Here is a 22,706-nt window from a genome sequence, read left to right as displayed (position 1 = left end):
CCACCTCTCTAACTTTCCATTAACGGTGCCAATTTTTGGGTGATTTCATCTTGATCCATCATGTTTTTAATCCCCACAATTGGAATATCTTTTCTTTTGGCCCGGAGATCATCCGCGACATCGCTCAAGGCAATAATAAAGTCGCCATTAAAGCTGTCAACGCCATCAAGACTGGTGTGATTAACTTCCAGCTCCCAATTATTTTTCTTAGCAACGTTTTTTACCTGAACCGTTAGCATTGTACTTGTACCCATGCCTGCACGACACGTAATAATTGCTTTTTTCATCTTATTTTTCTCCTTCAATATCATCTATAACTTTAATAATTTCTTGCACAGTAGTTGCTTGTGCTACTCTTTGAAAAAAGTCCTTCTTGGATAGCAGATTAACTAACCGAGCCATCTGCTCTAGGTGGCCATCAGGCTTAAGCGAACTTAAAGTAAAAATATATTTAACTGGATCGTTGCTTTTATTGCCAAACAGGACGGGATTTCTCAAAACCGTTAACCCAATGCCATCTCCCAGTGCGCCATCTTCCGTTTTGGCATGTGACAACGCCACATGAGGCATAAAAACAATATATGGTCCGGTTTCTTCGGCAATTTTAATGACACTATCCAAATAATTTTTAGTAATCAAGTGCTTTTTAACAAGTGGGGCACCCGATTGGTAAATAGCATCCCGCCAGTCTTTGACATCAACATTCAGTTGAACTAGCTCCGGCATTATTAGCGGCGTCACTTACTTTCTCATCTCCTTTCATAACTGTACTGAACAAGCGATCTAACTCGGCTGCTGTTCTTGAATTTCTAAATTGCTCTAATAATTTTTGCTTAGAAAAAATTTCCGTCAATTGCGTTAATGCCTTTAAGTGCGATTGGCCCGCCGGTGCATATAAACTAAACACATATTTGGCTTTAACTTGTTGGCCAAAATCAACCGGGTACTTAAAGCAAACTAAGCTCATCCCCGGGCGCGAATACTTACATGGTTGATCCGGTTTAGCGTGAAGCAGCATTACGTCATCCATAATTCGCATATAAGGCCCATACCGATCGATTTGCTGCCGCATTTTAGTCACATATTGTCCGTCTATAACTTGATCGCGCTGCAATAATTTACCAGCAAGTTCAACGGCTTCTGGCCACGTGCACCGCTTAGTCGTGAAAACAATTCGGTTTGATGGCAACAGTTCACTAAGACTAGGTAAAAAAGGCTGCTTTTTCTTAACCGGTTTACCGCGTTTAGCAAAATAACTCTGTAACGCAGTTGTAAGTCCGGGAAAATCCTTAACTTGGGCAAACTCGCTCACAATATCCAACACTTGCGTTGTCTTTACTGCTGGCGAATTATGCAAAGTAGCAGAATCATTAGGCTGTGCCAGCAAAGATTGCTTTATCGTCTGTAAATCATAATCCGTTAAAATGCGATTAATATTAATAATTGGTGGTCCCTTGCTAGTTACAGGCAAGGTTGCAATTACTACATCTGCATTAAGACTGGCAAGTTCCTCGTAATCTTGTTTGGTAACAACGCTAATCTGCAGCTGCTTTGGAAATAACTGTTCCAACTGAATTTTCAACAAACGCGATGTGCCAACTCCACTACCACAGACAAGCACTACTTTTTTACGCGCTTCTTGATCGGCTAGATGATTTCGCAGCTCAATTTCACCGCCAAAATAGATGGCAATCAGTTCAATTTCATCTGTAGTCAGTGACTGATTTAGATATTGTTCAAAAGGATAAACAGCTTTTTTAGTTAAAAAATAAATCTCCGGATACTTGCTTTTAACGTTAATCAGACTCGAATTTAAAAATTGCACATTATCTTCGACCCGTCTTTTGGCTGCAATCAAATGCGTTGTCAGTGCTTTTTGTAAATTCGAACTATTAACTAAATCAATTCCAGAAATAACCGAGAAGTTTCTAATGATCTCTGTTGCTATCTGTGATATTTTTTGTGAACTAATTTTTTTACTGGTCTTGCTAATCTGCCTAGAATCAATAATTTTCAACAGTAGTTGACTCTCAGCCTGTAAATGTTGGTCTGAAACGCCCAAGTGCGACAACAGACTTCTAACAGCAGTACTGGTTTCACTAGATTCATCCGCCAGCTGCCGTTGCGTTTGGCCAATTGGTGTTAAATAGTGTCCCTGCCGGTACCTAGTTATGGCAAAGCAAATATATTCTTTTACTTGAAAAATTGATTCATCCGTTAAATAGCAGCCCGAATTTTGTTCCAAACTTAAGAGCATTTGCTCAATTTGCAGCTTATCCTTAGTATCCAAGTCAAGATACCCCGCGATTTTGTCATAAACAATTGTGTCCTGAATATTGGCTAGCTTTTGGACAGCGAATTTTCTGCTTTCCTCTTCTAAGCCAGTTATTTGGTAGCCATGCTCATGCAGGCTTAGGGTTAAGTTTCTTTTTTCAATTTCTGCTTTAACTTGCGCAAGATCACTACGAGTTGTTCTAGTTGTTACCCCATTTAAATCGTTTAAGTATTGCAACGTGACCGGATTTTTTTTGCATAGCAAAGTGAATTCAATTACCGCAATTCGCGCAGGTGGTGGCAACTTAATCTTGCCATTTTCCAAATCCCAACTAAGCCACGATTTAACCTTCTTAATTTCAGCTGGCTGAATATAATAGCCATGAGTACGCACAACCATTAACGGATCAAGGCCATGTGTTTCAAGCCAAACATTTACACCATTAATTACCGAATAAGCTGTTCTCTTAGTAGTTTGAAGCTGGGCAACAATCTGATCGATTCCCAACAGTGAGTTTGAATTTAACAATATTTTTAATAGCAAATATTCGTGATATAACAAGGTTTTCTCACCTGCTTTCCTCTTTTCAATTAGATAATAACTGCAATCCAATGTAAGTGACTGCACTAAGCAAACTGCAGCTTTTTACAATTTCTTGCACCAAAAGACCAATTACCCGTTTATTTTGGATAATTGGTCTAAGTAATTATTTTATGAGTGAATTTTCACAACATTATTTTCTATATCTGGTTTGATTATTTAAAATGGTTTCAGTTATCTAAAAGGGGAGTAAATTATGCAAACTAACAAACCATTTTATAAGAAGTGGTGGTTCTGGATATTAACAGTCATCGTAATCTTGACGGCTAATATTTTCAGGAGCAGTTCTGAATCTGCTGCTAGCCACCCAGCCGAGCCACGATCTGCTCAAGTCAAACAAAAAAGTACGGCTGCTTCCAAAACCAAAAGTAAGCAACTAGCCGCTAAGAAAAAAGAGCAAACAAAAAGGCTAAAGCAATTAGCCGCAAAAAAGCAACGTGAACGAAAGAAGCAGCAACGGTTAGATGCTCAAAAGCGGCAAAGAAAACAACGACAAAAAGCTGAGCAAAAGCGTCTAGCCGCTATCAGACAGCAAAAGCAAAAACAACTTAAATTACAAAAAAAGCAGCGCAGACAACAGCAACGCAAGCAGCAAAAAGCTCAAAAAGAGCAAGCTGCCGCAAGTGACCATCACAGTCGGACCGTATATGTTGCTCCTACATCTGGCAGAAGATATCACTTTAGTCCTAATTGCCGTGGCCTGCGACCAGCTAACGGCAACATTACAAAAATGACGCTGCAACAGGCAATTAATCAGGGATATACTTTATGCAAGTGGGAAGACTAGTAAACACCTTGCTATATGAAGGCTAAAGTGCCCTTCCGACTTGATAAAACTGCTAAAGTGAAAGCTGTAAGAAATAAGAGGTAAAGGGACGTCACCTTCTTTAGTATTGCAAGTTCATGTTTTTACAGGTTCGACGTGTTTATCACGGTTTGCGGTTATCTAAACATACTGCATTGCCTTTTTATTTAGTTAATATTCAATTAGTCCTAGGACAAATCATTAATCTAAGTAAATTAAATAGTAAAGACTAAAAAGCTCCGAGAGTAAATTACTCGTCGGAGTTTTTATTTGCCAAATTTCGTAGTCACGCAAACATACTTTAATTTAGTTCTGAATAACGAACCAAGTGAATTTGGTTATCTTCAATTTCTTGCTTAATCCACGGATCACATAAGAAATCCACTTCTTGCATGCGCGGCGTTGTCAAACTAGATTGTTGCAATATACTTTGGTCAAGATAACCCGGGTGACAGACCATCATCGGAACATCGTCTTCAGCGTGAGTTCGGGCGAATTCAACCGCTTTAGTAAAGGTGCGATAAGGATCATAATGCTTTTTCATGCTATCCATAAAGGTCGTGATCGTTGTTTTCTTCTTAAACTTAACTGGATCTAAGTTTAAGTCAAATGGTAACAATGGTAAATCATGCCGTTTAGCAACAATTGCCAAGCCTTTGAGCAGGTTATCACTATAAACTGCATGGGCTTCAAAATAAGCCGGCTTATGACCAACAATTTTCAAAAAATAGCGATACTGGGCCTCAATTTCTAAAACTACTTCATCCAAATTTACTAAATCATGGTCAGTTTCATGGTAGGCCTTTGAAGGCTTGAATTTACCATCTGCCGTTACCAGACTAGGAATTAATGCCGGGTCAGTCAAAGGGCTACCCGCACAAATTACCGTGTGCATCCCCAAATCAAAGTCGAGCCCTTTTAATAAGCTTAAGCCGTGCAAAGTATCCGCCATATTGACCATGACGCCAACATTATTGATTACACCGTTTTTGACACTTTCATAAATACCATAATTGACGCCTTTAGAATAACCTAAATCGTCAGCTCTAATAATTAAATTATGCATCTCATTCTCTCCTTATCTTTACTGCAATTTTGCTTTAGGTTCAACGCCTATCATGTAAGTCGCAATTGCTGCAACAATTAGTGCAATTGCGCCACTAATCACGCCGTTAATTAGGTTAGCCGTTGAGCCGCCAACGTAGCCGCTTAAACACATAAAATTAGCAACCGGAACAACAACATATGCCGAAACATGTGTTATTGCGGCATAAATGCCACCTGCAAAGCCGCCAATCATCATCCCCAAAAATGGTCGCCGATACTTTATCGCTAGGCCATACAGTCCCGGCTCGGTAACACCACCAATAAAATTAGCAATAAAATAACTTAATGCCAATGACTTTTCTTGCTTATCTTTGATTCGCAGTGAAGCTCCTAAACTCATTCCGGCAACTGCCATACTTGCCGCAATCGAACCAAGCATAATGAAATTATCATGCCCAGTTTGGGCAACGATTGTAATCATTGCACTAATCAATACCAAATGCATACCAGTCATAACTAGAATTTCCCATAGTGCACCAATCAAGCCAACACCAATAATTGCTGCTATTCCGCCTAATTGTCCAAAAGAAATAATGGCCTTTGAAACATATTCGCCTAAAAAACCACCTAATGGCCCTAATACACATAATGATAATGGCAACATCACGGCAATCGTCAAGGTAGGTGCAAAAATTGTCCTTAGTGATGCCGGAATCTTCTGATTAAAGAAACGCTCAACATAAGACATTATCCAAACTGATAGCAGAATAGGTACAACCGTACTACCATAGTTAGTTAAGTGCATGGGAATGCCGTAAACCGTAAATGGTTTGCCTGCAGCCACAATTTTAACTAAGCCGGGATCAAGCATAATTGCGCCTAAAAAGATCCCCAAGATTGGCGAAGCAGCAAATTGCTTAGCAGCGGTATAACCAATCGCCACTGGGAAAAAGTAAAAGCCGGCATCACCTACTAAACTGAATAATTGGTATAAGTCACTTTTAACTGAAATCACATTTAGCATTGTCGGCCCCAAAACTGCCACCAGCATCTTAAACATTGATGCTGCAATTAACATGGGGATTAGCGGTGTCAAACTGCCAGCAATTTTGTTTAAAATTGTGTTACCAACACTTTTCCACGTCCATTTTTTCGTTCCCAGGTCTTCGGTGATTTGTTCATTAACTGGAGCTGACTGATTCAAATTACCAGCAGCAACCACCGCATCATAAACCTCATTAACTGTTTGCCCAATAATAATCTGATATTGGCCTCCCGAACGGGCCACCCCGAGAACACCAGCAATCTGCTTAATTGTTTCATCTTGCGGGATGCTCATGTCCTTTAGATTAAAGCGAAGCCTAGTCATACAGTGCGTTACACTAACAACATTGCCACTTCCACCGATATCTTGAATAATTTGTCTGGCCATTTCTTTTATTTGTTTACTCATTCTGTCCTCCTCTTGCCTGTACAATCATTCGTTGAACATAAATCATTAAATAGAAAACTTCATCATCCGTACTAGTCGTGTGCAACTGCCCATCAATCTGATTAACAATATCTACCGTGCACTGATAAACCTTGGGGTAACTTTGTTTAAAGCTTGTTCTAATTAATTTGCTTGAACCATCATTAATTTGCTTTTTACTTTCTAGCCGCTTTAAGTAATACCTTAAGTGGGTAACAAAACGGTTATAGATAAACGATTTACGGTCAACAGTTAAACCAAATTGCTTTTCCACCTCTTTGACGGCCATTTCAGCAATTGAATTAAAACTAGTTTCACTTAACTGCAATGTTGTTACCATCTGTGAATTAATGAAATGCATTGCAATGGCAATCTTTTCTTCCGGTGGTAGTTTGACATTCAGCTTTTGATTAATTAATTTCACTGCTAATTCACCTACATGGTATTCTTGCGGATAAAACGCCTGAATATCATAGGAAAAAGGGTACTCAACTTTAAGATTTTGCTTAGCCCGCTCAATCGCAAAATTAATGTGATCCGCTAAACTAAACAAAATATTTGGATTTAGATCGTGCTTAAGAACAACTTGTGCCTCGTGAATAATCTCGGCACTGATATCCAATATATTTGCTGGCAATTCCTGGATTAACTTAAAATTGTGGGTATCCATGCGGTAAAAAGTCATTCTGATCTTACGCAAATCTGTCAGTTTATAAGGCATTGCCGGAAAACCGATGCCTTTGCCAAAAGCTACCAATTCGTCATTGTTTTGATCTAAGCAAATTGCCACGTTATTATTGATTTTTTTAATAACTTGCATTTAGTGCTCCTAATCAATTGACTGCGTGATTATATCTTCTTGTCTTGTTACTTGCGTGCCAAATGTTTTAACAAAGTGCCAATTTTGATGCTCTGGTATTAATTTGGTTAAAACAACAATAGTGGTCAAATCCGCCTGCTTTGCAGTTAAAAATTGCCGGTTGAGTTCAATCAGTTCCTGGCCCTTGTTTACCTTGTCGCCCAGCTTAACTAATGTTGTAAATCCTTTACCGTTCAAATTAACCGTATCAATTCCAATATGAAGCAGTACCTCATCACCGTCACCGGTTACGAGCCCAACCGCATGTTTAGATTCAGGGAGTGAAACTACTTTAGCTTCGACTGGCGAATAAACAACGCTTTCATCTGGCTGCGGCTTTATTGCAAAACCATCACCCATTAATTTTTGAGCAAAAACAGGATCAGAAACACGCTCAAGTTCAGTAAAGACTCCACTAATAGGTGCTACAACGCTTAACTTTTGTTTGTGCTTTTTTAATAATCCAAACAAGATTTCTCCTCCAAAACAAAAAACTCTTTGCGACCATTACCAACTAGAAAGTACTTTACATACTTTCTCTTACTGGTAATGCCTCAAAGAGTAACAATCCATTTTTAATGATTTATATCTCTTATTATAACTAATCGTTATTTTTATGCAAGCGCTTTTTAAGTTTTACTGTACCGTCATAATTTGGTCTTGCTCTTGCACAAGATCGCCTGCTTTGACATTAAATTCAATCTGATATTGCTCCGGATTGGTAATAATTACTGGTGACTCTAGTACATAACCGGCGTTTTTGATTTGCTTTAAGTCTGCTATTAAAAGTTCCTGTCCCTGCTTGACTCGTTCGCCATTTTTTACTAGCATCTTGAAATATTTTCCATTTAATTTAACCGTATCTAAACCAATATGAATGAGAACTTCAACACCGTTTTCGCCACGTAAGCCAATGGCATGCTGACTTGGCAATACTGTAATGACCTGACCATTGAATGGAGCCACAACGTGATTTGAATTTGGAATAAATGCCAGACCTTTGCCAACACTTTTACTTGCAAAAACTTTATCTTGCACACTAGCCAAATCAATTACCTTACCTGCAAACGGAGAGGTAATAATTAATGGACTACTTGCTTTAGGTTTTTGGTCCTTATTGGCAGCTTGCATTAAATCTGCGGCTACTTTAGCTGAATTTACCTCATCTTTCTTAAAGCCCCAGAAGTAAGTCAAAATGATACCTAATATTAAAGATATTCCAGAGCTCATTATCATTGAACCAATCGGTTTATAAGACAACATAAAAATCGAAAAGATGTTATGGAAAACATACGATGTCATCATGACATGACATAATCCACTCACAGCACCACCAATTCCGCCAGCAATTGCCGTGATAATCATTAAGCGCTTGGATTGCATGATTAGACCATATAAAATTGGCTCGGTAACACCAGCAAAAATTCCTGTTACCGCTGTAGAGCCAGATACTTCACGCAATTTAGTACTATCTTTTTTATGAAGAGTATACAGAAATGTTCCTAATGCAATCCCGATTTGTCCCCATACAGCACAAACATTGACACCCTCAACGACATCTCCACCAACACTTTTTAGGTTTTGTAACGTTATCGGTGTAAAACCCCAATGTAATCCTAAAACTGTCAAAAACGGATAGGCGGCACCTAAAACAAGACCTGCTATCAAGCGACTCTTCCCAAATAGCCACATAATTGCTGCTGAAATCCAATTACCAACATTGGTACCGAATGGACCAAATACTAAAACTGTTGCTGGAACCAATAGTAATAAACAAATCATTGGATTCAAAAACAATTGTAATTGCCGGGGAATAATTTTTTTAAGCAGTTTATCAAGTAAGACATAAACCGCAATAATTACAAAAATAGGAAAAACCGTCATCGAATAATCGATTGGTTCTAGTCCTAGTCCCAACAGTTTTAACCCATGTTTACCAATCAAGCCGGTAAAATTGGGTTCCAATAAAGCTGCACCCAATGCTCCGCCAACAAATGGATCAGCCTTAAATTGTTTAGATAAAGTTACTCCTAAAAAAATAGGGAGAAAATAGAATACAGAATTACCAGCTGCTGAGCAGACCAAATACAATGTGCTTGTAGGTGACAGCCAGTGCAGTGTGGCTAATACCGTTAATAAAGCTTTTACCATGCCAGCACCCGCCATGATTGAAATCAATGGCAAAAAGGCGCCCGAAATTACCTTCGTTAAAGAAAACTTTTCTTTCTTATTTTCTTCGTTTTCATTACTTGGTTCTTGGGCTTTTAATTCCTGTTGAATGACATCATAAAAATCTGTTACATTTGGGCCGATAACTACTTGGCATTGCCCACCACTTAAAACTACGCTTAAAACGCTAGGTAATTTTTCTAACTTATCTTTTTCTATTTTATTATTATCTTTAAGTACAAAACGAAGTCTTGTTGCACAATGAACTAGGCTAGTGACATTACTTGTTCCACCCACATAATTCAAAATGGTACTTGCTTCCTGTTCAATTTTCTTCATTTTTATTTCAACTTCTTTTCTTCATTTTGATCTTCATGATTAAGTAGTGATAACTGATTTAAATGGAGCGTCAGATATAACATTTCATCATCTCCTATTTGCCACTGATATTTTTGTTGCAGAAAATCCCTAATTTTTACAGCACACTGGTAATCTTGCTGATATTTGATTTTTATTACATTTAAAATTGAATTTTTTGAATTCGGGGTTTCATTATTTAACTCACGCAAAACAAAATACCTTAAATGATTAACTAAACGCTTAAAGCTATAAGAGTCTTCCTTGACATTTTGGTGGTAATACTCTGCAACAATTGCTAAAACTTCTTCAATAATTTTAGTGCTCGAGATTGTCGTATCCATGTCATTAATTGCAAAATTGGCGTTAATAAGGTGTAAAGCAATATAAGTAACTTCCGAGTGAGGCACATTAAGATGAGTTTGTTCACGCAAAAATGAAACTGCCCATTCAGAAAAATCAAAAATTTCAGGGTAAATTACTTTAACATCCCACTCTAAGGGAGCATTAAACTGTAAGTTTTGCTTAACTCTTTTGAGCATAAAGCTAATATGATCCGATAGCGTTAATAACAACATGTCATTAAATTTTAGGTTTAACACTTGCTCGCCTTTCTGAATAATCTGTCTGGCATATTCAATACTCGCCGCATCAATTCTTTTAATTAGTTCCTGAAAGGCTTTCACTGATTCGTGATTGACAATTACGTAATTTTGCTCAATTTGAGCTTGCTGTAAATCAACAGTACTGCCAATTTTCTTCCCGTAACCGATTGCCTTACCAAGAATTATCCGTTCATTTCCCGCTTGGTCCGTAATCAAAATTGCATTATTATTCAAATTATTCTTTAAAATCCACAAATTTATCACCTCTTTTGTAATAAACGCCAGAAAAAAAGGCGCTACTCACAGTTTAATTAGGTAAAAAACTGTAAGTAACGCCTTCCTAAAAGTAACGTCCTTATTTAGTACAAATATACCATTTAAATCTTTTATTGTAAACACTTTCAAAGATTTCAGGTAGTACTTATTGCCATTGACTTTTATTAAAGAATCTTGCAATACGTTAGTCCAACAACAATAATCATCATCAAAATAATAAGTAAAGCCGCATGCTTGCCGTTGGTCTTTTTTAGCAAATAATAAACTGCCACTGTCACTAGCAAGCTTAGCAAACCCGGCATAATTTTATCAAACATCGATTGCAAACTAATTACATTGCCACCGACTTTACTTGAAACATTAGAGTGCACCACAATTTTTAATGGCGTCTTGACTTTAATAACCGTTGAAATTAATGCTCCAACGACCATCAACCCGACTACATTTGCCATCGTTGAAATGCGCTGAATAACGTCACTTTGCTGGTTATTATTTAAAAAGTCAATTCCCTTTTTATAACCAAACGACACAGCATAATAACGCGCGCCCATGTTAATCACGTTATAAAGAATAAACATTAAGATTGGGCCAAAAATGCTGCCACCAAAAGCAATCGAAGCACCGATACTTCCAACAATTGGCAGCCACGTGAATTTAATTAGGCTGTCGCCTAAACCAGCCAACGGACCCATCAGCCCTGTTTTTAAGGGGTTGATACCATCCTTTTCGTCAGGTGGCGTTGTCTCTTCCATGGCCGCAGATAATCCCAAAATGACTGCATCAAAATTGACATGAGAATTATAGAAAACCAGGTGCCGCTTCATCGCCTCGGACAAATCTTTTTTATCAGGATAAATTTTAGCCAAAGCCGGAGCAATGGCACGCATAAAGCCTACTCCTTGCAGCGTTTCATAGTTAAGCGTGATGCGCATTGTATTCAACCGCATAAACATCCGCCAAATGTCACGGTTGTTTAATTTATGCTCCGGTGCAGTCAGCTTTTCTTCCGTCATAAGTCGTAATCCTCCTCATCTTCATCGCTGTCACTAGTAATTGTGCCAGTTGCTTGCACTGCCTGACTTGCTGCCGGTTTAGCAGCTGGCTCACGGGTTGCCCGTTCGTACAAGAATGCGAATACGAGTGCAATGAGCGTAATCGGTAAAATATCTAACTTGAGATATGAAGACAACACAAAGCCTAAAATAACGAACATCCATAGTTCACTCTTTTTTAGCATTGTCATCATTAACAAAGCGATTCCGACCGCTGGAATAATCGAGCCCGCAGTGCTCAAGCCATTGATAATGAACTTAGGTAAATCATTAATCGCTTGTTGAATTGCACCGGCACCAAATTGCAAAGCTAAAAAGGTTGGAAAAGATCTTGTGAACCCATATAACAGTGCTGGTGGCCAAGTAAGCCAATAAGTCCCCTTAACATCAGCATTATCAGCAAGCCGTTTAGCCCAACCGTTCAAAGAACAGTTAATCGTTTCAATCAAAACAAGAAGTTGCTGGGCCAAAATTGAGGTCGGGACGGCTAAAGTAATTGCGGTTGCCACCATTGTTGAAATTGAGCCATTACTATTGCCCATGATGGCAAGCGAAGTACTAATCATGGTCCCCGTAATTATGTCTGGTGCCATATATGCACCGACATCACCAATGCCCATCCACATAATTTCAAGCGTAGCGCCAATGACTAATCCAGCCTGTAAGTTACCTAAAATAAGACCAACAATTGGTGCAATTAATAGCGGCCTGCGAAACATCTTGGTACTAACATCATCAATTCCCAAAAGAAAAGCTAAAGCCGTTAAGATAAAGACTTTCATTTTTGCAAGACCTCGCTTAGTTTTACTGCTCCATCACTTGGAACCATTTGAATTTCAATATCAACGCCCTGAGACAGCAATTTTTCTAGTGCCTGCTTTTCTTCATCAGTCAAAAAGACGGCTTTAGTATATTGCTTACGCTCATCGTTACCACGAATACCGCCAATATTTAATTTAGGTATTTGGTAGCCGCTTGCCACAATATCTTCCACGGTAAAGGGTGAAGCAAAAAGCAGCATTGTTCTGCGTGTTACTGGATTATTAGGGACAATTTTTAAGAATTTAGCTGTACTAAAAATGTGCAGTTTAACATTGCGCGGCACACTCATTTTTAAAACATTTGATTGAATCTTATCCTTAGCTACCGCATCATCAACAATTATTACTTGTTCAATTTCCTTAACGTTGAGCCAGGTTGTTACAACTTGACCATGGATCAAGCGGTCATCAATTCTACAAAATTCCACTGCCATTTTCTTCCTGCTCCTCTTCTTTAAATCTTGCTGAAATATTTTGAAAGCCCATCTTATATGATTTTTCAAGGGACTCGGCTAGTTCATCTAGACTGCGCTGCCGGTTGGTAAATAAATCTAGCAGCATCGGTAAATTTAAACCACTTAAAACTAAGGTATTCTCTTTTTCAAGACAAAAAGTACCGCTAACATTCGAAGGCGTTCCGCCTAAAATATCGCATAAAATCACCGTGCCGTTACTTGTATCAAGCTGGGTAAACATTTCTTCCATTTGCTCTTTTGCCTGCTGAAGATTTAAGTCCTCAGTAACCGCTAAATAGGCGCAATTATCCTGTTTACCAACTATCATTTCTGCACTATGCAGTGCTTCTTTAGCAAAATAACCGTGACTTGCTAAAATTACTGCTACTTTTGCAGTTTTATCTGTCATAATGAATCCCCTCTTCCAAATAAAAATCTCGTGCGGCGGTAATTTCCGCCATTGTTAAACCAAAATGTTGTTGAAAATAGTTTTCAGGAGTACCAAATAAAGCAAAGATCTTCGCAATTGCCGCTTTAATGTAAGATTCTCGTGTATCAATCATAGCCATTAGGTAATCTAGGTATGATTTCTTTTGAACTAATTCTCGGTAAAGATCATATTTCAGCTGGTTACGTTCTTTTCTGATCGTCTTAGTCAGCATATAATCTTTGACAATCTCATCTTCTTTTATACCCAATAAGAGCAAAATAAGCATGGAGCCAAATCCAGTTCGGTCTTTTCCCCCGCGGCAATGATGGAACAAAGGTAAACATTCCCTTCGCACAACTGCTTTGAGCATTCGACCATAAGCTTCTTGCGCAACCGGGGAGGTCACTAGGTCTTGATAGCTTGCAATAACGTTTTCGCCGCGATCATTGATATATTTTTCCGGAACCTCACCATTTTTAAGCGATTGCACCAGCTTTTCATTTTCGCCCTGCAGGTCAACTACATTAGCCGCCGCTTCGGAAAAACTTGACTGCGGATCACAATTTAATACTTGCAAAATACTTGGTAAAAAATGGTTGGGATGATATTGCCGCTCGTGCGGGGAACGATAATCAACAATCGTTTGCAGATGATAATTGGTCAATATTTTCTGATCTTGTTCATCTAGTTTTGACAGTTGATCGCCACGGAATAATTGACCCCACTTTAAAAAGCGACCATCGTTTGCTTCGTAACCACCCATGTCGCGAACATTAATCGCATTTTTTAACGGTAAAACCCGTTCCGCAAATAAATTAGTGCCACAACTTTCATCAGAGGCCTTAATAATAAAATACTTTGGTAATTGTTCACGTGGGACTTCCACCTTAAACTCGCCATTAGCACTAACTGCTAGTAATGTAGAAATGGCGGTCTTATTTGGCGTATCACCGATAAACAATTGGTATTCTTTTTTCGGACAATTTAATATTTTAATTGTTAATTGATCGTCATCACGTTTCATCCAAATTCGTGGTAATATATATGGCTGTTTTTTCATTTTGCTGTTTGATACCCCTTTCATTTTTGATAATACTACAAGAAAATAATTTACGCAATATTACATTTTAGAAAATAATTTTCATTTTAGCCTAAAATATGCCATGTTTTGGGAAGATAAAATTGGCTGTAATTATGGCGCTATGCCCTAGAAAAGTCTAAAAATCATTTTAACCTGGTCAAAATTGCCCACTTATCATGCAGCGAACTTTTTTATTAAATTTTTCCTGCTTAACTTGCCAATGTGACTTACGGGTTTACACTAAATAAAAAATTTAACGATATCTTCGAATTGAAGAAAATAATTTTCACCCATTTCAGTAGTTAGTATAATAAATGGTAAGTGAAATTAATATTATATAGCTGGTTTAACAAAGCCACGGGAGGAAACCACTTTGAATCCACTTGTTGCAATCCAAAAAAATTATTTGAGTTTTTCTAAAAATGAAAAAACAATTGCGGATTATATTTTACAGAACAGTCCTAAAATCAATAATATGAAAATTACGGAATTAGCTCAGCAAACTTCAACGTCTAGCGCAACGATTACGCGATTTGTGAAAAAAATTGGCTGTAAGAGCTATTCCGATATGAAGGTTAATATCGGACACCACTTAATCACCAATATTGCCAAAAACGATGATGACATTGTAAGTGAAGTTTTTACTTTCTACCAGACCGTGATTAAGAATACGCAACAGATGATTGATCACAATATGATTAAGCAGTTTATTGCCTTATTAAAAAAGCAGGAGCACATTATTGTCATCGGTTCCAGTAGTTCCGGTGTTTCGGCTGATACTTTCGGGCTTAGATTAATGCGTATGGGACTTGATGCACAAAGCTTTATTGATCCCAACTGGATGAAAATGCGCGCTAGTATCGCCAGCAAGCAGGACTTATTCTTAGCAATCTCCAATAGCGGTGTCACCAAATGTATTGTCGATACACTCACTTTAGCTAAGAAAAATGACGCTAAGATTGTTTCAATCACTAGTTACATGGACAATCCGGTTGCACAACTAAGTGACTTAATATTTCACGTGTACAATCCCCGCTTTGCCAATAACGAAAAATTTATTAACTCGCAGTTTTCCAACATGTATCTAATCGATATCTTAACTTCTTGTTTGCAAGAAGAAGATTGTTTTAAAAACTCAATGACTACAACAAGAATTGCCGTTGATGATCGCTAAGTTATATACAAAAAAAGCCATGGTCAAAATTATGACCTTGGCTTTTTGTTTTAGCTTATTTTCCGCTTTCTGCTCTTGACTTATAAGCACCTTCGGCTGTGTTAATTACCAGCTCTTCGCCTTCTTTAATGAAGTCGGGAACTTGAACCACTAAACCTGTTTCCATTGTGGCAGGCTTACCGGAACCAGTGACAGTTGCACCCTTAATTCCAGGCTCAGTATGAGCGACTTTCATTGTTACGGTTGAAGGCAGCTCAACACCAAGCAGCTTAGTACCATCCGCAAATTCAAGTTGAACTTCAATATTAGGCATTAAGTATAGCTTATCGTCACCAAGTTGTTCGCCTGAGACCTCATATTGCTCATAAGTTTCAGTATCCATGAAGGTGTAAACATCACCTTCATTGTAAAGAAACTGCGCATTTTTCTTTGTAATATCAACTAATTCGACTTTTTCAGTCGGACGCATTGTCTTATGAACCACTGCGCCACTTTCAATATTGCGCAAGTCCATTTGCATAACGGTATTACCCTTTCCGGGCTTGTGGTGATTGGCCTTGAGTACCTTAATCATTTTGCCGTCTTGACTGAAAACCATACCTTTTTTTAAGTTAATTGCCTGTACCATTTTTGTCTCCTTTAAAACTCACTTTAATTATTATTCATCAAGAAAGTTGGCGCCGGAGGCAAGGCAAATTTTTTTATTAATAGTAAATAAATCGTATTCATAGTGTTTAGTATAACAAAGTTGCGCACATCTAGGTACCAAAAAATTAGCGTTTTTAGTGATTATAACAACTGCCTTAACTCACCTAATTGTTGGCTACTGCGGCTTTAGCGTAAATTGCTTTGGCGGCCATCAGGTCTTGTGCCGCAATGCCAACTGTTTTAAAGAAGATAGTCTCTTCGTCATTTTCACGCCCAACTAGTTCACCACTGATTACCTTACCGATTTCACCTTGCAAATGACTTTCGTCAATCAATCCTTGCTGTAGTGGAATAATAATATCACCGGCTTCTGCTAGAACCGCTTTTTTCGCATCAAAATAAATTTTATCAGCATGTGCCACCAGCTCTGCCGGGGTTTCCTCCATTTGTGGTTGATACGAACCAACGCCACAAATTGTTGCCCCTTTTTTAACATTGCTAAAATCATAAACGGGTTTATGCGATGGGGTAACTGAAATGATGATATCTGCATCCCGAACGGCCTCATTACCTGTTTTTACGGCTTTAATCTTAGTCTGATATTTGGCTAGCTTAGTTTGCATTTTGCTAGCGAATTCCTGTGCACGCTCAAAGTTAAGGTCACTCACCAAAACTTCAGCCAAATCGCGAACAAGTAGCATTGCCTCTAGTTGTGTCGCCGCTTGTGCACCCGTACCAATTAGTGCACCCTTAGTACAATTTTTTCTTGCTAAATATTTAAGTGCAACACCTGAAGCCGCCCCAGTGCGTAATTGCGTCAGGTAATTACCATCAATAATGGCATTTACGACACCGGTATTTGCATCAATATTTAACACCTGCGCGTTAATTGAGGGTAGGCCATGCTCAATGTTATTCGGAAACATGTTCAAAATCTTCACGCAAGCAGCATCTTTTTCTTCACAAAAAGCCGGCATACATAAGAAAGTATCGCGCCCATTCTTTTTCACAATCTGCGTTCGCAAGGGAACGTCAACTTTGCCTGCTGAAAAGTATTTGAATGCTTCTGCTACTGCATCGATACACTCTTTAAGTGAATAACACTTTTCAATGTCCTTTTTTGTTAATACTAACATCGTTTTTCTCCCGCACAGCTTTCGCCATCTTTTTAACTAAACAGATTACTAAAATTGCCTTAAATAAATCTCATCAATTCGGTGACCTGTCGTTTTATGCAAAACTAGGCTAGCACGTTGTCTCGTTGGTGCAATATACTCCCGCAGGTTAACCAAGTTAACCATTTGCCAAGTATCCTGAGCCAGTTGTAAAGCATCTTCTCGTGGCCCGTTAGCCATCTCGTAATAAAAGTTAGTGGGATTATTCTTATTAAGTTCCAAGACACGTACAAACCGCTGCATAAACCACTTTTCAATTAAATCTTCGTCCGCATCAATATAAATTGAAAAATCAAAGAAATCACTCGTGACAATTTGCCCATTTGTCGGCAACTGTAAGGTGTTAATTCCTTCAATAATCAAAATATCTGGCCGTTGAACATGACCGTACTTGCCGGGAACAATATCACTTAATTCCTGGGAATAAAGTGGGTACGCGATATTATCTTTACCACTAAGGACATCACGCAAAAAGTTCCTGAGCAAATTCATGTTGTAGCTTTCAGGAAAGCCTTTGCGATCAAATAAGCCACGTCTTTTTAGCTCATCATTGGGATAAATAAAACCATCAGTGGTCATCAAGTGGACCTTTAAATTAGCAAATGTTCTACTCAATAAAACCTGCAACAAGCGGGCTGTCGTCGACTTGCCGACCGCAACCGAACCGGAAATTCCAATAATAAAAGGGGCTGCCGTCACTTTTTGCCGTAAAAACTCGCTTTGCTTTTGCTGCAGCCGACACTTTTCCTGGTAAACCAAATAGAGGTAATTGATTAAACTACCATAAATTTCTTGGACATCAGTAAGATTAATAACATCCCCTAATGACTTAATATTAGCCAACTCTTCTTTAGTAATTTTAACCGCAGCCTCAGATGAAAATGAGGCCCATTCATCGCGATTAAAACGCAAATAATTTTTCATCAGTAATAGTTCCTTAATCTTTTTTATTCATTATAAAATAAATCTCTGCCTTGCACCAAAAACCGTCAGAGCAGGCATTTTCTAACTAAAAAACTCGCGTACATTAACGCGAGTTTGTAATTTTTATAAATCATAAGCCATCATCACATGCTTGATGCCAGCTTCAGTAAAAACATCTCCCTGAACCTGGTAGCCAAGGTAATCATAAAATGGTTTGGCTTGCATCTGTGCATGGCAATATAACCGCTTCGCCCCAATCTTTTGCAAATATTCATGAACTTGCGCCATCATCTTAGTTCCAAGATTTTGACCACGCGCAGCTTTTGCAACCGCGACCCGGCCAAGCATCCATTTACCATCATTCACGAATAACCGGCAAACAGCTAAGGCATTGGTCTGATTTTCATTAAGCAAGAAGACTTGAATTGCGGTTAGATCTTGGTCATCAAGCTCTGGGTCAGTTATCTTTTGTTCCGTCACAAAAGTATCAATTCTGAGCCGGGCAACGCAATAGACCTCTCGCCCTGTCATTTCAGCAATCTTTTTAAAAGTAAACTTCTCATTTTCCATTTTGCGTGCCACCTATTTTTCAATAAAAGTCTGCGGGTCAACATCAAGCAGCGGACTTCTTTGACCAACATAGACAACATCTAGTTTATACATTGCCCGAGAAGTAATCGTATAGACTAATTGGGTTTCATCAGTTCGATGATAATTTTCGCGGGAAGCTCCCCACATGATAACGGCATCAAACTCAAGCCCCTTAGCAAGATATGACGGAATGATCAGTGTTCCCTCGACCAAGCGCTGGTTGGCAGTTGCAATCAGGGTAGCCTTAACGCCTGCTTGTTTTAGCTTGTCAGCAACAAATTTTGCTTGTTCAAGGTCTTTGGTAATAACGGCGGTGGTCAATTGCTCTTGATCATTATCTGCCAAAATCTTTTGGAGTAGTGCAATTGCCTGTTGATCATTCTCTCGGCCCCAGAGCACTGGTTTTGGCCCCTGCCGGTTGAAAGACTCAATTTTTTCACCTTGACGTAAAATCTGCTTGGTGAAATCAGTAAGCTGCTTAGTTGAACGATAAGACTTAGTCAGCTGAACAACGTCAGTTTTTTCAGGATCAAACAAGCCACTGATTTGTTTTAGCAGACTCTTACTTTCGTCTTTAGTAAAAATCGCTTGGTTCAAATCACCGAGCATTGTAAACTTCGCCCGGGGGAAGTTGTATTTAAGGTAGCAAAGCTGAAATGGCGTATAGTCCTGAATTTCATCAATAAAGGCATAGCGCATTTCATAATCGACGTGCCGTCCCGTAATCAGGTCATAAAGGTAAAGGTAGGCTGAAACATCGTTCATATGCATGTAATGCTTTTTAAAGCTTTCCTTGACCTTATTAACGTGATCACGCCAATCGTTTTCCGTAATTTCCCATTTAGCCAAATCCGTCATTTTCGGCACTGCACGTAAGAAACTCAGGTACTGTGCCCGCATGTTGATAAAGTTGTTGCGTCGAATTTGCTGGAACACCTTATCTAAAGCCTTCACAACAATTTTGCGGCTCAAGAATTTCTCTTCTTTTTCTTCAGATTCAAACTCTTGATCTGGGCGGTCATACAACTGGTTAAGCTGTTCTTGACTCAAACTTTGAATTGCATCTGACACCCACGCCTTTTTGCTCTCAGAGCTTATTTTACGGTTCAACATCTTGATTAAATCTTCACGCGTTGCATCAATCCGGTTATTCAAGTTGTAATTGGAATTAAATGAATAATAAATTTCACCAATTTTTTCTTTAGTAAAAAATGGCCGCTTCTTATCCCGAAAGTAAATGTTTTTAAAAACCATGCCCCGACGATTGAGGTGTTTAGCATAGCGCGTTAAGAGGTCAAAGAAATTAGTTGAATCTTTAAAACGACTAATCGCAGAATCAGCAGCCGCATCTTCGAATTGGTCAAAGAGGTTTTCAACGCTCATTCCTGGTAAACGCCGGGCAACAAACTGCCAATAAGTCATTTGGACCATATTTTGTTCACCCATTTCTGGCAGAACATTTTTGATATAGTCATTAAATAATTGATTCGGACTAAACATAATGACGTTGCTACTAGTCAAGTTGCCCCGATAGCGATAAAGCAGGAAGGCAATTCGCTGCAAGATGGCGGAAGTCTTTCCCGATCCGGCTGCGCCTTGAACAAATAACAAGTCAGCGTCAGTATTTCTAATAATCTTATTTTGCTCACGCTGAATGGTAGTTACGATTGACTTCATCTGCGTACTGGATTTTTCGCCCAGCACTTCTAAAAGCATTTGATCACCAATTGATTCATTAGTGTCAAACATATTAACAATTTGACCATCATCAATCATGAATTGCCGCTTTTTGGTCATTTCAACCGTAATCTCACCTTCTGGTGAATGGTATGAAACATCTCCCAGTTTTCCGTCATAGTAAATAGAGGAAATTGGTGCCCGCCAATCATAAATCAAAAAGTGATTATTTTTATCAGCAAATGAACCTAAGCCAATATAAATAGTCTCAGGTTTTTGCCCATTTTCTTTGAAATCTACCCGGGCAAAATAGGGCTTTTTTTCAAGTTTTTGAATCGTACTCAGTTGTCTAGCGGCATGCTGCCATGCATTCTCACGTTCATCGAGCAGTTGCTGCTGTTGATGAATCGATAATGCGGTTTCCATTGAAGTCGAGTAGCCATCATAATCCAATTTCACATCGTCGAAAAAATGCGAATTAATATCTTTGGCTTCGCCTTCTGCCGACTTAATTGACGAGGATAATTCCGCCTTCTTTGCTCGAACCATTTTTAAGATTTGATCGAGATGTTTTTGTTCAAATTTTTTATCATCTGTCGCGTTTAACATAACGTCACCTATACGTTTTAAAAAAATACCAGCTTTTTAACATAACGTTATCTTTAGTTTTTTAAAAAGCTGTCTACTATTTTACCATGATATCGATTTCAGGGATATTCACGGAGCTCATTTAAAAAAATTTTTGTTATTAGAAGATTATCCATGAAATTAAAGGAAAATATGTCTATAATAATGTTAACGAGACATTTAATAATATTACAATTATCCTCTAGAAATATAAAGTAACGGAGCTGATAAATTATGAGGAACTTTCACCATTTTTTAAATAAACTAGCTTGTGCTTTAATTGCCGTTATCGCTATCAGCGGATGTTTTGAACCACTTGACAACAATGTCTTATCCAGTAATCCAAATCAGGTCGTTTATGCGAAAAAAGCCAAAAAAGTCAAAAAGGCTAAGCGAGCAAAAAAGCATGCTAAGAAGTCTGCTAAGAAAACTAAAAAGGTTAATGCTTCTACTGATTGGAGATGGCCAAAGCCAAAAGCCACTGTTTATCTTGACTTAGACGGTAACAAAAACTTGCTTTCTGCTTCCGATGAAGCGATCAAGACTTGGAATGACACCGGAGCCTTTACCTTTGTTAAAACTAAGAACAAGAAAAACGCAGATATCACAGTTGAGCAAGTTTATAGTCCAAACACCAATTATGCTGGCTACACAACTTTTCATTACTATGTAAAAAGCGGCTTATTATTCTCAGCTGATACTAAATTAAACACTTACTACCTTGATAATTTCTCCTCATACAACTATAGTTATGAACGGGTAGTCAATACCGTTGAACATGAATTAGGACATGCAATCGGCCTTAAACATAATAATGGTCAATCTGTCATGTACCCAACTGGTTCAATTTACCCAATTCAAGATATTGACATTCAAAACGTCAAAAAGCTATATGCAAATTAGTAAAAAGAAATTTGAGTAGGTAAATGAAGAGAATATATATTGTTCGTCATGGTCAGACATACATCAACCGGTACAATAAGATGCAAGGTTGGTGTGATACTCCTTTAACTGAAACAGGAATTAAGGGTGCTGATGAAGCAGGTGAAGCACTAGAAGACGTACCTTTTGATATTGCCTTATCTAGCGATTTGAAACGTGCTAGTGACACCTGCGACATCATTATTAATCATAACGTTAATCGCGATGAAATACAGCACATTGCCACCCCATTTTTCCGGGAACACTTCTATGGCTATTTTGAAGGCATGGATACTGACATGGCTTGGCAAATGATCGGTGGACCTCATGGTTATAAAAATCACTATGATTTATTTAAGAATGAGCCCATTGATAAAGTCAAAGACTGGATTAAGGAAGCTGATCCATTTCACGAAGCTGAAAATGCCCAAGAATATTGGGACAGGATCGGAAAAGGATTTAACTTAATTAGTCAGCTTGATGGTGCAGAAAACATCTTACTTGTAACTCACGGATTTACCATTCGCAGCATCGCTGCTAAATTTGGTGACGTTGATATCAGTGAAGGGCCTCGTAATTCTTCAATCACAATTATGAATATGACTGAACATTCTAAAAAAATTGTCTCATATAATAAAATGAAACTCTAAGTTGTCAAAAGCTCTT

The 22,706-nt window shown here is 38.4% G+C and carries 23 protein-coding genes; 4 read left to right on the top strand and 19 right to left on the bottom strand.

The features are described from left to right. Positions 1–8: 8 nt before the first annotated feature. From J3U69_RS04010 to J3U69_RS04000, 3 genes are read right to left on the bottom strand one after another with little or no spacing between them, the layout of a single operon-like run. Entirely contained in the window at positions 9–287 is a 279-nt protein-coding gene (locus tag J3U69_RS04010) for a PTS sugar transporter subunit IIB (RefSeq protein ID WP_267413116.1), read from the bottom strand. A gap of 1 nt (position 288) precedes the next feature. Then, positions 289–741: a PTS sugar transporter subunit IIA gene (locus J3U69_RS04005; protein WP_267413113.1), complete on the bottom strand. Its 453-nt coding sequence runs from the start codon at positions 739–741 to the stop codon at positions 289–291. Further along, the gene (locus J3U69_RS04000) at positions 698–2,836 is read right to left on the bottom strand and encodes a BglG family transcription antiterminator (RefSeq protein WP_267413111.1); all 2,139 of its coding nucleotides are present in this window, start codon (positions 2,834–2,836) and stop codon (positions 698–700) included. The genes J3U69_RS04005 and J3U69_RS04000 overlap by 44 nt, the downstream gene beginning before the upstream one ends. A gap of 235 nt (positions 2,837–3,071) precedes the next feature. Here J3U69_RS04000 and J3U69_RS03995 point away from each other — a divergent pair, with 235 nt between their 5' ends. Next, positions 3,072–3,662 carry a hypothetical protein gene (locus tag J3U69_RS03995; RefSeq protein ID WP_220220618.1) on the top strand — a complete coding sequence of 197 codons (591 nt, stop codon included), beginning with the start codon at positions 3,072–3,074 and terminating at the stop codon, positions 3,660–3,662. A gap of 319 nt (positions 3,663–3,981) precedes the next feature. On the opposite strand, the gene J3U69_RS03990 is transcribed toward J3U69_RS03995, so the two are convergent. The 11 genes from J3U69_RS03990 to J3U69_RS03940 form a co-directional block, all read right to left on the bottom strand. Continuing rightward, positions 3,982–4,746 (bottom strand): ChbG/HpnK family deacetylase, encoded by a 765-nt coding sequence (locus J3U69_RS03990; RefSeq protein WP_267413109.1) that lies wholly within the window; start codon positions 4,744–4,746, stop codon positions 3,982–3,984. Positions 4,747–4,764: 18 nt separating this feature from the next. After that, complete coding sequence (locus tag J3U69_RS03985; RefSeq protein WP_267413108.1) at positions 4,765–6,180, bottom strand: PTS transporter subunit EIIC; 1,416 nt, start codon at positions 6,178–6,180, stop codon at positions 4,765–4,767. Then, complete coding sequence (locus J3U69_RS03980; protein ID WP_267413107.1) at positions 6,173–7,018, bottom strand: PRD domain-containing protein; 846 nt, start codon at positions 7,016–7,018, stop codon at positions 6,173–6,175. Before J3U69_RS03980 ends, J3U69_RS03985 begins: the two co-directional genes overlap by 8 nt. Before the next feature lie 9 nt (positions 7,019–7,027). Beyond that, positions 7,028–7,528, bottom strand: coding sequence for a PTS sugar transporter subunit IIA (locus tag J3U69_RS03975; protein ID WP_267413106.1), 501 nt, complete (start codon positions 7,526–7,528; stop codon positions 7,028–7,030). A gap of 165 nt (positions 7,529–7,693) precedes the next feature. After that, positions 7,694–9,565 carry a glucose PTS transporter subunit IIA gene (locus J3U69_RS03970; protein WP_267413105.1) on the bottom strand — a complete coding sequence of 624 codons (1,872 nt, stop codon included), beginning with the start codon at positions 9,563–9,565 and terminating at the stop codon, positions 7,694–7,696. A 2-nt stretch (positions 9,566–9,567) separates the two neighbouring features. Next, entirely contained in the window at positions 9,568–10,443 is an 876-nt protein-coding gene (locus J3U69_RS03965; RefSeq protein ID WP_267413103.1) for a BglG family transcription antiterminator, read from the bottom strand. 185 nt (positions 10,444–10,628) lie between these two features. Continuing rightward, positions 10,629–11,477 carry a PTS system mannose/fructose/sorbose family transporter subunit IID gene (locus tag J3U69_RS03960; protein WP_220220617.1) on the bottom strand — a complete coding sequence of 283 codons (849 nt, stop codon included), beginning with the start codon at positions 11,475–11,477 and terminating at the stop codon, positions 10,629–10,631. Continuing rightward, entirely contained in the window at positions 11,474–12,298 is an 825-nt protein-coding gene (locus J3U69_RS03955; RefSeq protein ID WP_267413101.1) for a PTS mannose/fructose/sorbose/N-acetylgalactosamine transporter subunit IIC, read from the bottom strand. The genes J3U69_RS03960 and J3U69_RS03955 overlap by 4 nt, the downstream gene beginning before the upstream one ends. Continuing rightward, positions 12,295–12,771 (bottom strand): PTS system mannose/fructose/N-acetylgalactosamine-transporter subunit IIB, encoded by a 477-nt coding sequence (locus tag J3U69_RS03950; protein WP_220220615.1) that lies wholly within the window; start codon positions 12,769–12,771, stop codon positions 12,295–12,297. The genes J3U69_RS03955 and J3U69_RS03950 overlap by 4 nt, the downstream gene beginning before the upstream one ends. After that, on the bottom strand, positions 12,752–13,201 hold the full coding sequence (locus J3U69_RS03945) for a PTS sugar transporter subunit IIA (RefSeq protein ID WP_267413098.1): 450 nt from the start codon (positions 13,199–13,201) through the stop codon (positions 12,752–12,754). Before J3U69_RS03945 ends, J3U69_RS03950 begins: the two co-directional genes overlap by 20 nt. After that, positions 13,191–14,282 carry a tyrosine-protein phosphatase gene (locus J3U69_RS03940; RefSeq protein WP_220220613.1) on the bottom strand — a complete coding sequence of 364 codons (1,092 nt, stop codon included), beginning with the start codon at positions 14,280–14,282 and terminating at the stop codon, positions 13,191–13,193. Before J3U69_RS03940 ends, J3U69_RS03945 begins: the two co-directional genes overlap by 11 nt. A 394-nt stretch (positions 14,283–14,676) precedes the next feature. Here J3U69_RS03940 and J3U69_RS03935 point away from each other — a divergent pair, with 394 nt between their 5' ends. Continuing rightward, positions 14,677–15,477 carry a MurR/RpiR family transcriptional regulator gene (locus tag J3U69_RS03935; RefSeq protein ID WP_220220612.1) on the top strand — a complete coding sequence of 267 codons (801 nt, stop codon included), beginning with the start codon at positions 14,677–14,679 and terminating at the stop codon, positions 15,475–15,477. Between the two features lie 55 nt (positions 15,478–15,532). On the opposite strand, the gene efp is transcribed toward J3U69_RS03935, so the two are convergent. From efp to helD, 5 genes are all read right to left on the bottom strand, one after another. Continuing rightward, a complete protein-coding gene (gene efp, locus J3U69_RS03930; protein ID WP_103752817.1) occupies positions 15,533–16,105 on the bottom strand; it encodes an elongation factor P in 573 nt (190 codons plus the stop codon). 184 nt (positions 16,106–16,289) lie between these two features. After that, entirely contained in the window at positions 16,290–17,261 is a 972-nt protein-coding gene (locus J3U69_RS03925) for an ornithine cyclodeaminase family protein (RefSeq protein ID WP_267413097.1), read from the bottom strand. A gap of 48 nt (positions 17,262–17,309) precedes the next feature. After that, positions 17,310–18,224, bottom strand: coding sequence for a type I pantothenate kinase (gene coaA, locus J3U69_RS03920; RefSeq protein WP_103752815.1), 915 nt, complete (start codon positions 18,222–18,224; stop codon positions 17,310–17,312). A gap of 123 nt (positions 18,225–18,347) precedes the next feature. Further along, on the bottom strand, positions 18,348–18,794 hold the full coding sequence (locus tag J3U69_RS03915) for a GNAT family N-acetyltransferase (RefSeq protein ID WP_267413096.1): 447 nt from the start codon (positions 18,792–18,794) through the stop codon (positions 18,348–18,350). Positions 18,795–18,806: 12 nt separating this feature from the next. Beyond that, positions 18,807–21,101 carry an RNA polymerase recycling motor HelD gene (gene helD, locus J3U69_RS03910; protein ID WP_267413094.1) on the bottom strand — a complete coding sequence of 765 codons (2,295 nt, stop codon included), beginning with the start codon at positions 21,099–21,101 and terminating at the stop codon, positions 18,807–18,809. A 252-nt stretch (positions 21,102–21,353) separates the two neighbouring features. Here helD and J3U69_RS03905 point away from each other — a divergent pair, with 252 nt between their 5' ends. Both J3U69_RS03905 and J3U69_RS03900 read left to right on the top strand, forming a co-directional pair. Next, positions 21,354–22,022 carry a matrixin family metalloprotease gene (locus J3U69_RS03905; RefSeq protein WP_267413093.1) on the top strand — a complete coding sequence of 223 codons (669 nt, stop codon included), beginning with the start codon at positions 21,354–21,356 and terminating at the stop codon, positions 22,020–22,022. 23 nt (positions 22,023–22,045) lie between these two features. Beyond that, complete coding sequence (locus tag J3U69_RS03900; protein ID WP_267413092.1) at positions 22,046–22,690, top strand: histidine phosphatase family protein; 645 nt, start codon at positions 22,046–22,048, stop codon at positions 22,688–22,690. Positions 22,691–22,706: the final 16 nt, after the last annotated feature.

Origin of the sequence: Lactobacillus sp. B4026, from assembly GCF_026535825.1 — a bacterium.
GTDB classification, from domain to species: domain Bacteria; phylum Bacillota; class Bacilli; order Lactobacillales; family Lactobacillaceae; genus Lactobacillus; species Lactobacillus panisapium.
The sequence above is the reverse complement of the archived record's forward strand: the minus strand, read 5'-3'. Positions and strand labels throughout refer to the sequence as shown.

Excerpts from the sequence above, each read along its gene's own strand:
- J3U69_RS03915 (WP_267413096.1), bottom strand. The coding sequence starts at position 18,794 with ATGGAAAATGAGAAGTTTACTTTTAAAAAGATTGCTGAAATGACAGGG.
- helD (WP_267413094.1), bottom strand. The coding sequence starts at position 21,101 with ATGTTAAACGCGACAGATGATAAAAAATTTGAACAAAAACATCTCGAT.
- J3U69_RS03940 (WP_220220613.1), bottom strand. The coding sequence starts at position 14,282 with ATGAAAAAACAGCCATATATATTACCACGAATTTGGATGAAACGTGAT.
- J3U69_RS03900 (WP_267413092.1), top strand. The coding sequence starts at position 22,046 with ATGAAGAGAATATATATTGTTCGTCATGGTCAGACATACATCAACCGG.
- J3U69_RS03925 (WP_267413097.1), bottom strand. The coding sequence starts at position 17,261 with ATGTTAGTATTAACAAAAAAGGACATTGAAAAGTGTTATTCACTTAAA.
- J3U69_RS04010 (WP_267413116.1), bottom strand. The coding sequence starts at position 287 with ATGAAAAAAGCAATTATTACGTGTCGTGCAGGCATGGGTACAAGTACA.
- J3U69_RS03970 (WP_267413105.1), bottom strand. The coding sequence starts at position 9,565 with ATGAAGAAAATTGAACAGGAAGCAAGTACCATTTTGAATTATGTGGGT.
- coaA (WP_103752815.1), bottom strand. The coding sequence starts at position 18,224 with ATGAAAAATTATTTGCGTTTTAATCGCGATGAATGGGCCTCATTTTCA.
- J3U69_RS03995 (WP_220220618.1), top strand. The coding sequence starts at position 3,072 with ATGCAAACTAACAAACCATTTTATAAGAAGTGGTGGTTCTGGATATTA.
- J3U69_RS03945 (WP_267413098.1), bottom strand. The coding sequence starts at position 13,201 with ATGACAGATAAAACTGCAAAAGTAGCAGTAATTTTAGCAAGTCACGGT.
- J3U69_RS03950 (WP_220220615.1), bottom strand. The coding sequence starts at position 12,771 with ATGGCAGTGGAATTTTGTAGAATTGATGACCGCTTGATCCATGGTCAA.
- J3U69_RS03985 (WP_267413108.1), bottom strand. The coding sequence starts at position 6,180 with ATGAGTAAACAAATAAAAGAAATGGCCAGACAAATTATTCAAGATATC.
- J3U69_RS03960 (WP_220220617.1), bottom strand. The coding sequence starts at position 11,477 with ATGACGGAAGAAAAGCTGACTGCACCGGAGCATAAATTAAACAACCGT.
- J3U69_RS03905 (WP_267413093.1), top strand. The coding sequence starts at position 21,354 with ATGAGGAACTTTCACCATTTTTTAAATAAACTAGCTTGTGCTTTAATT.
- J3U69_RS03955 (WP_267413101.1), bottom strand. The coding sequence starts at position 12,298 with ATGAAAGTCTTTATCTTAACGGCTTTAGCTTTTCTTTTGGGAATTGAT.
- efp (WP_103752817.1), bottom strand. The coding sequence starts at position 16,105 with ATGGTACAGGCAATTAACTTAAAAAAAGGTATGGTTTTCAGTCAAGAC.
- J3U69_RS03990 (WP_267413109.1), bottom strand. The coding sequence starts at position 4,746 with ATGCATAATTTAATTATTAGAGCTGACGATTTAGGTTATTCTAAAGGC.
- J3U69_RS03980 (WP_267413107.1), bottom strand. The coding sequence starts at position 7,018 with ATGCAAGTTATTAAAAAAATCAATAATAACGTGGCAATTTGCTTAGAT.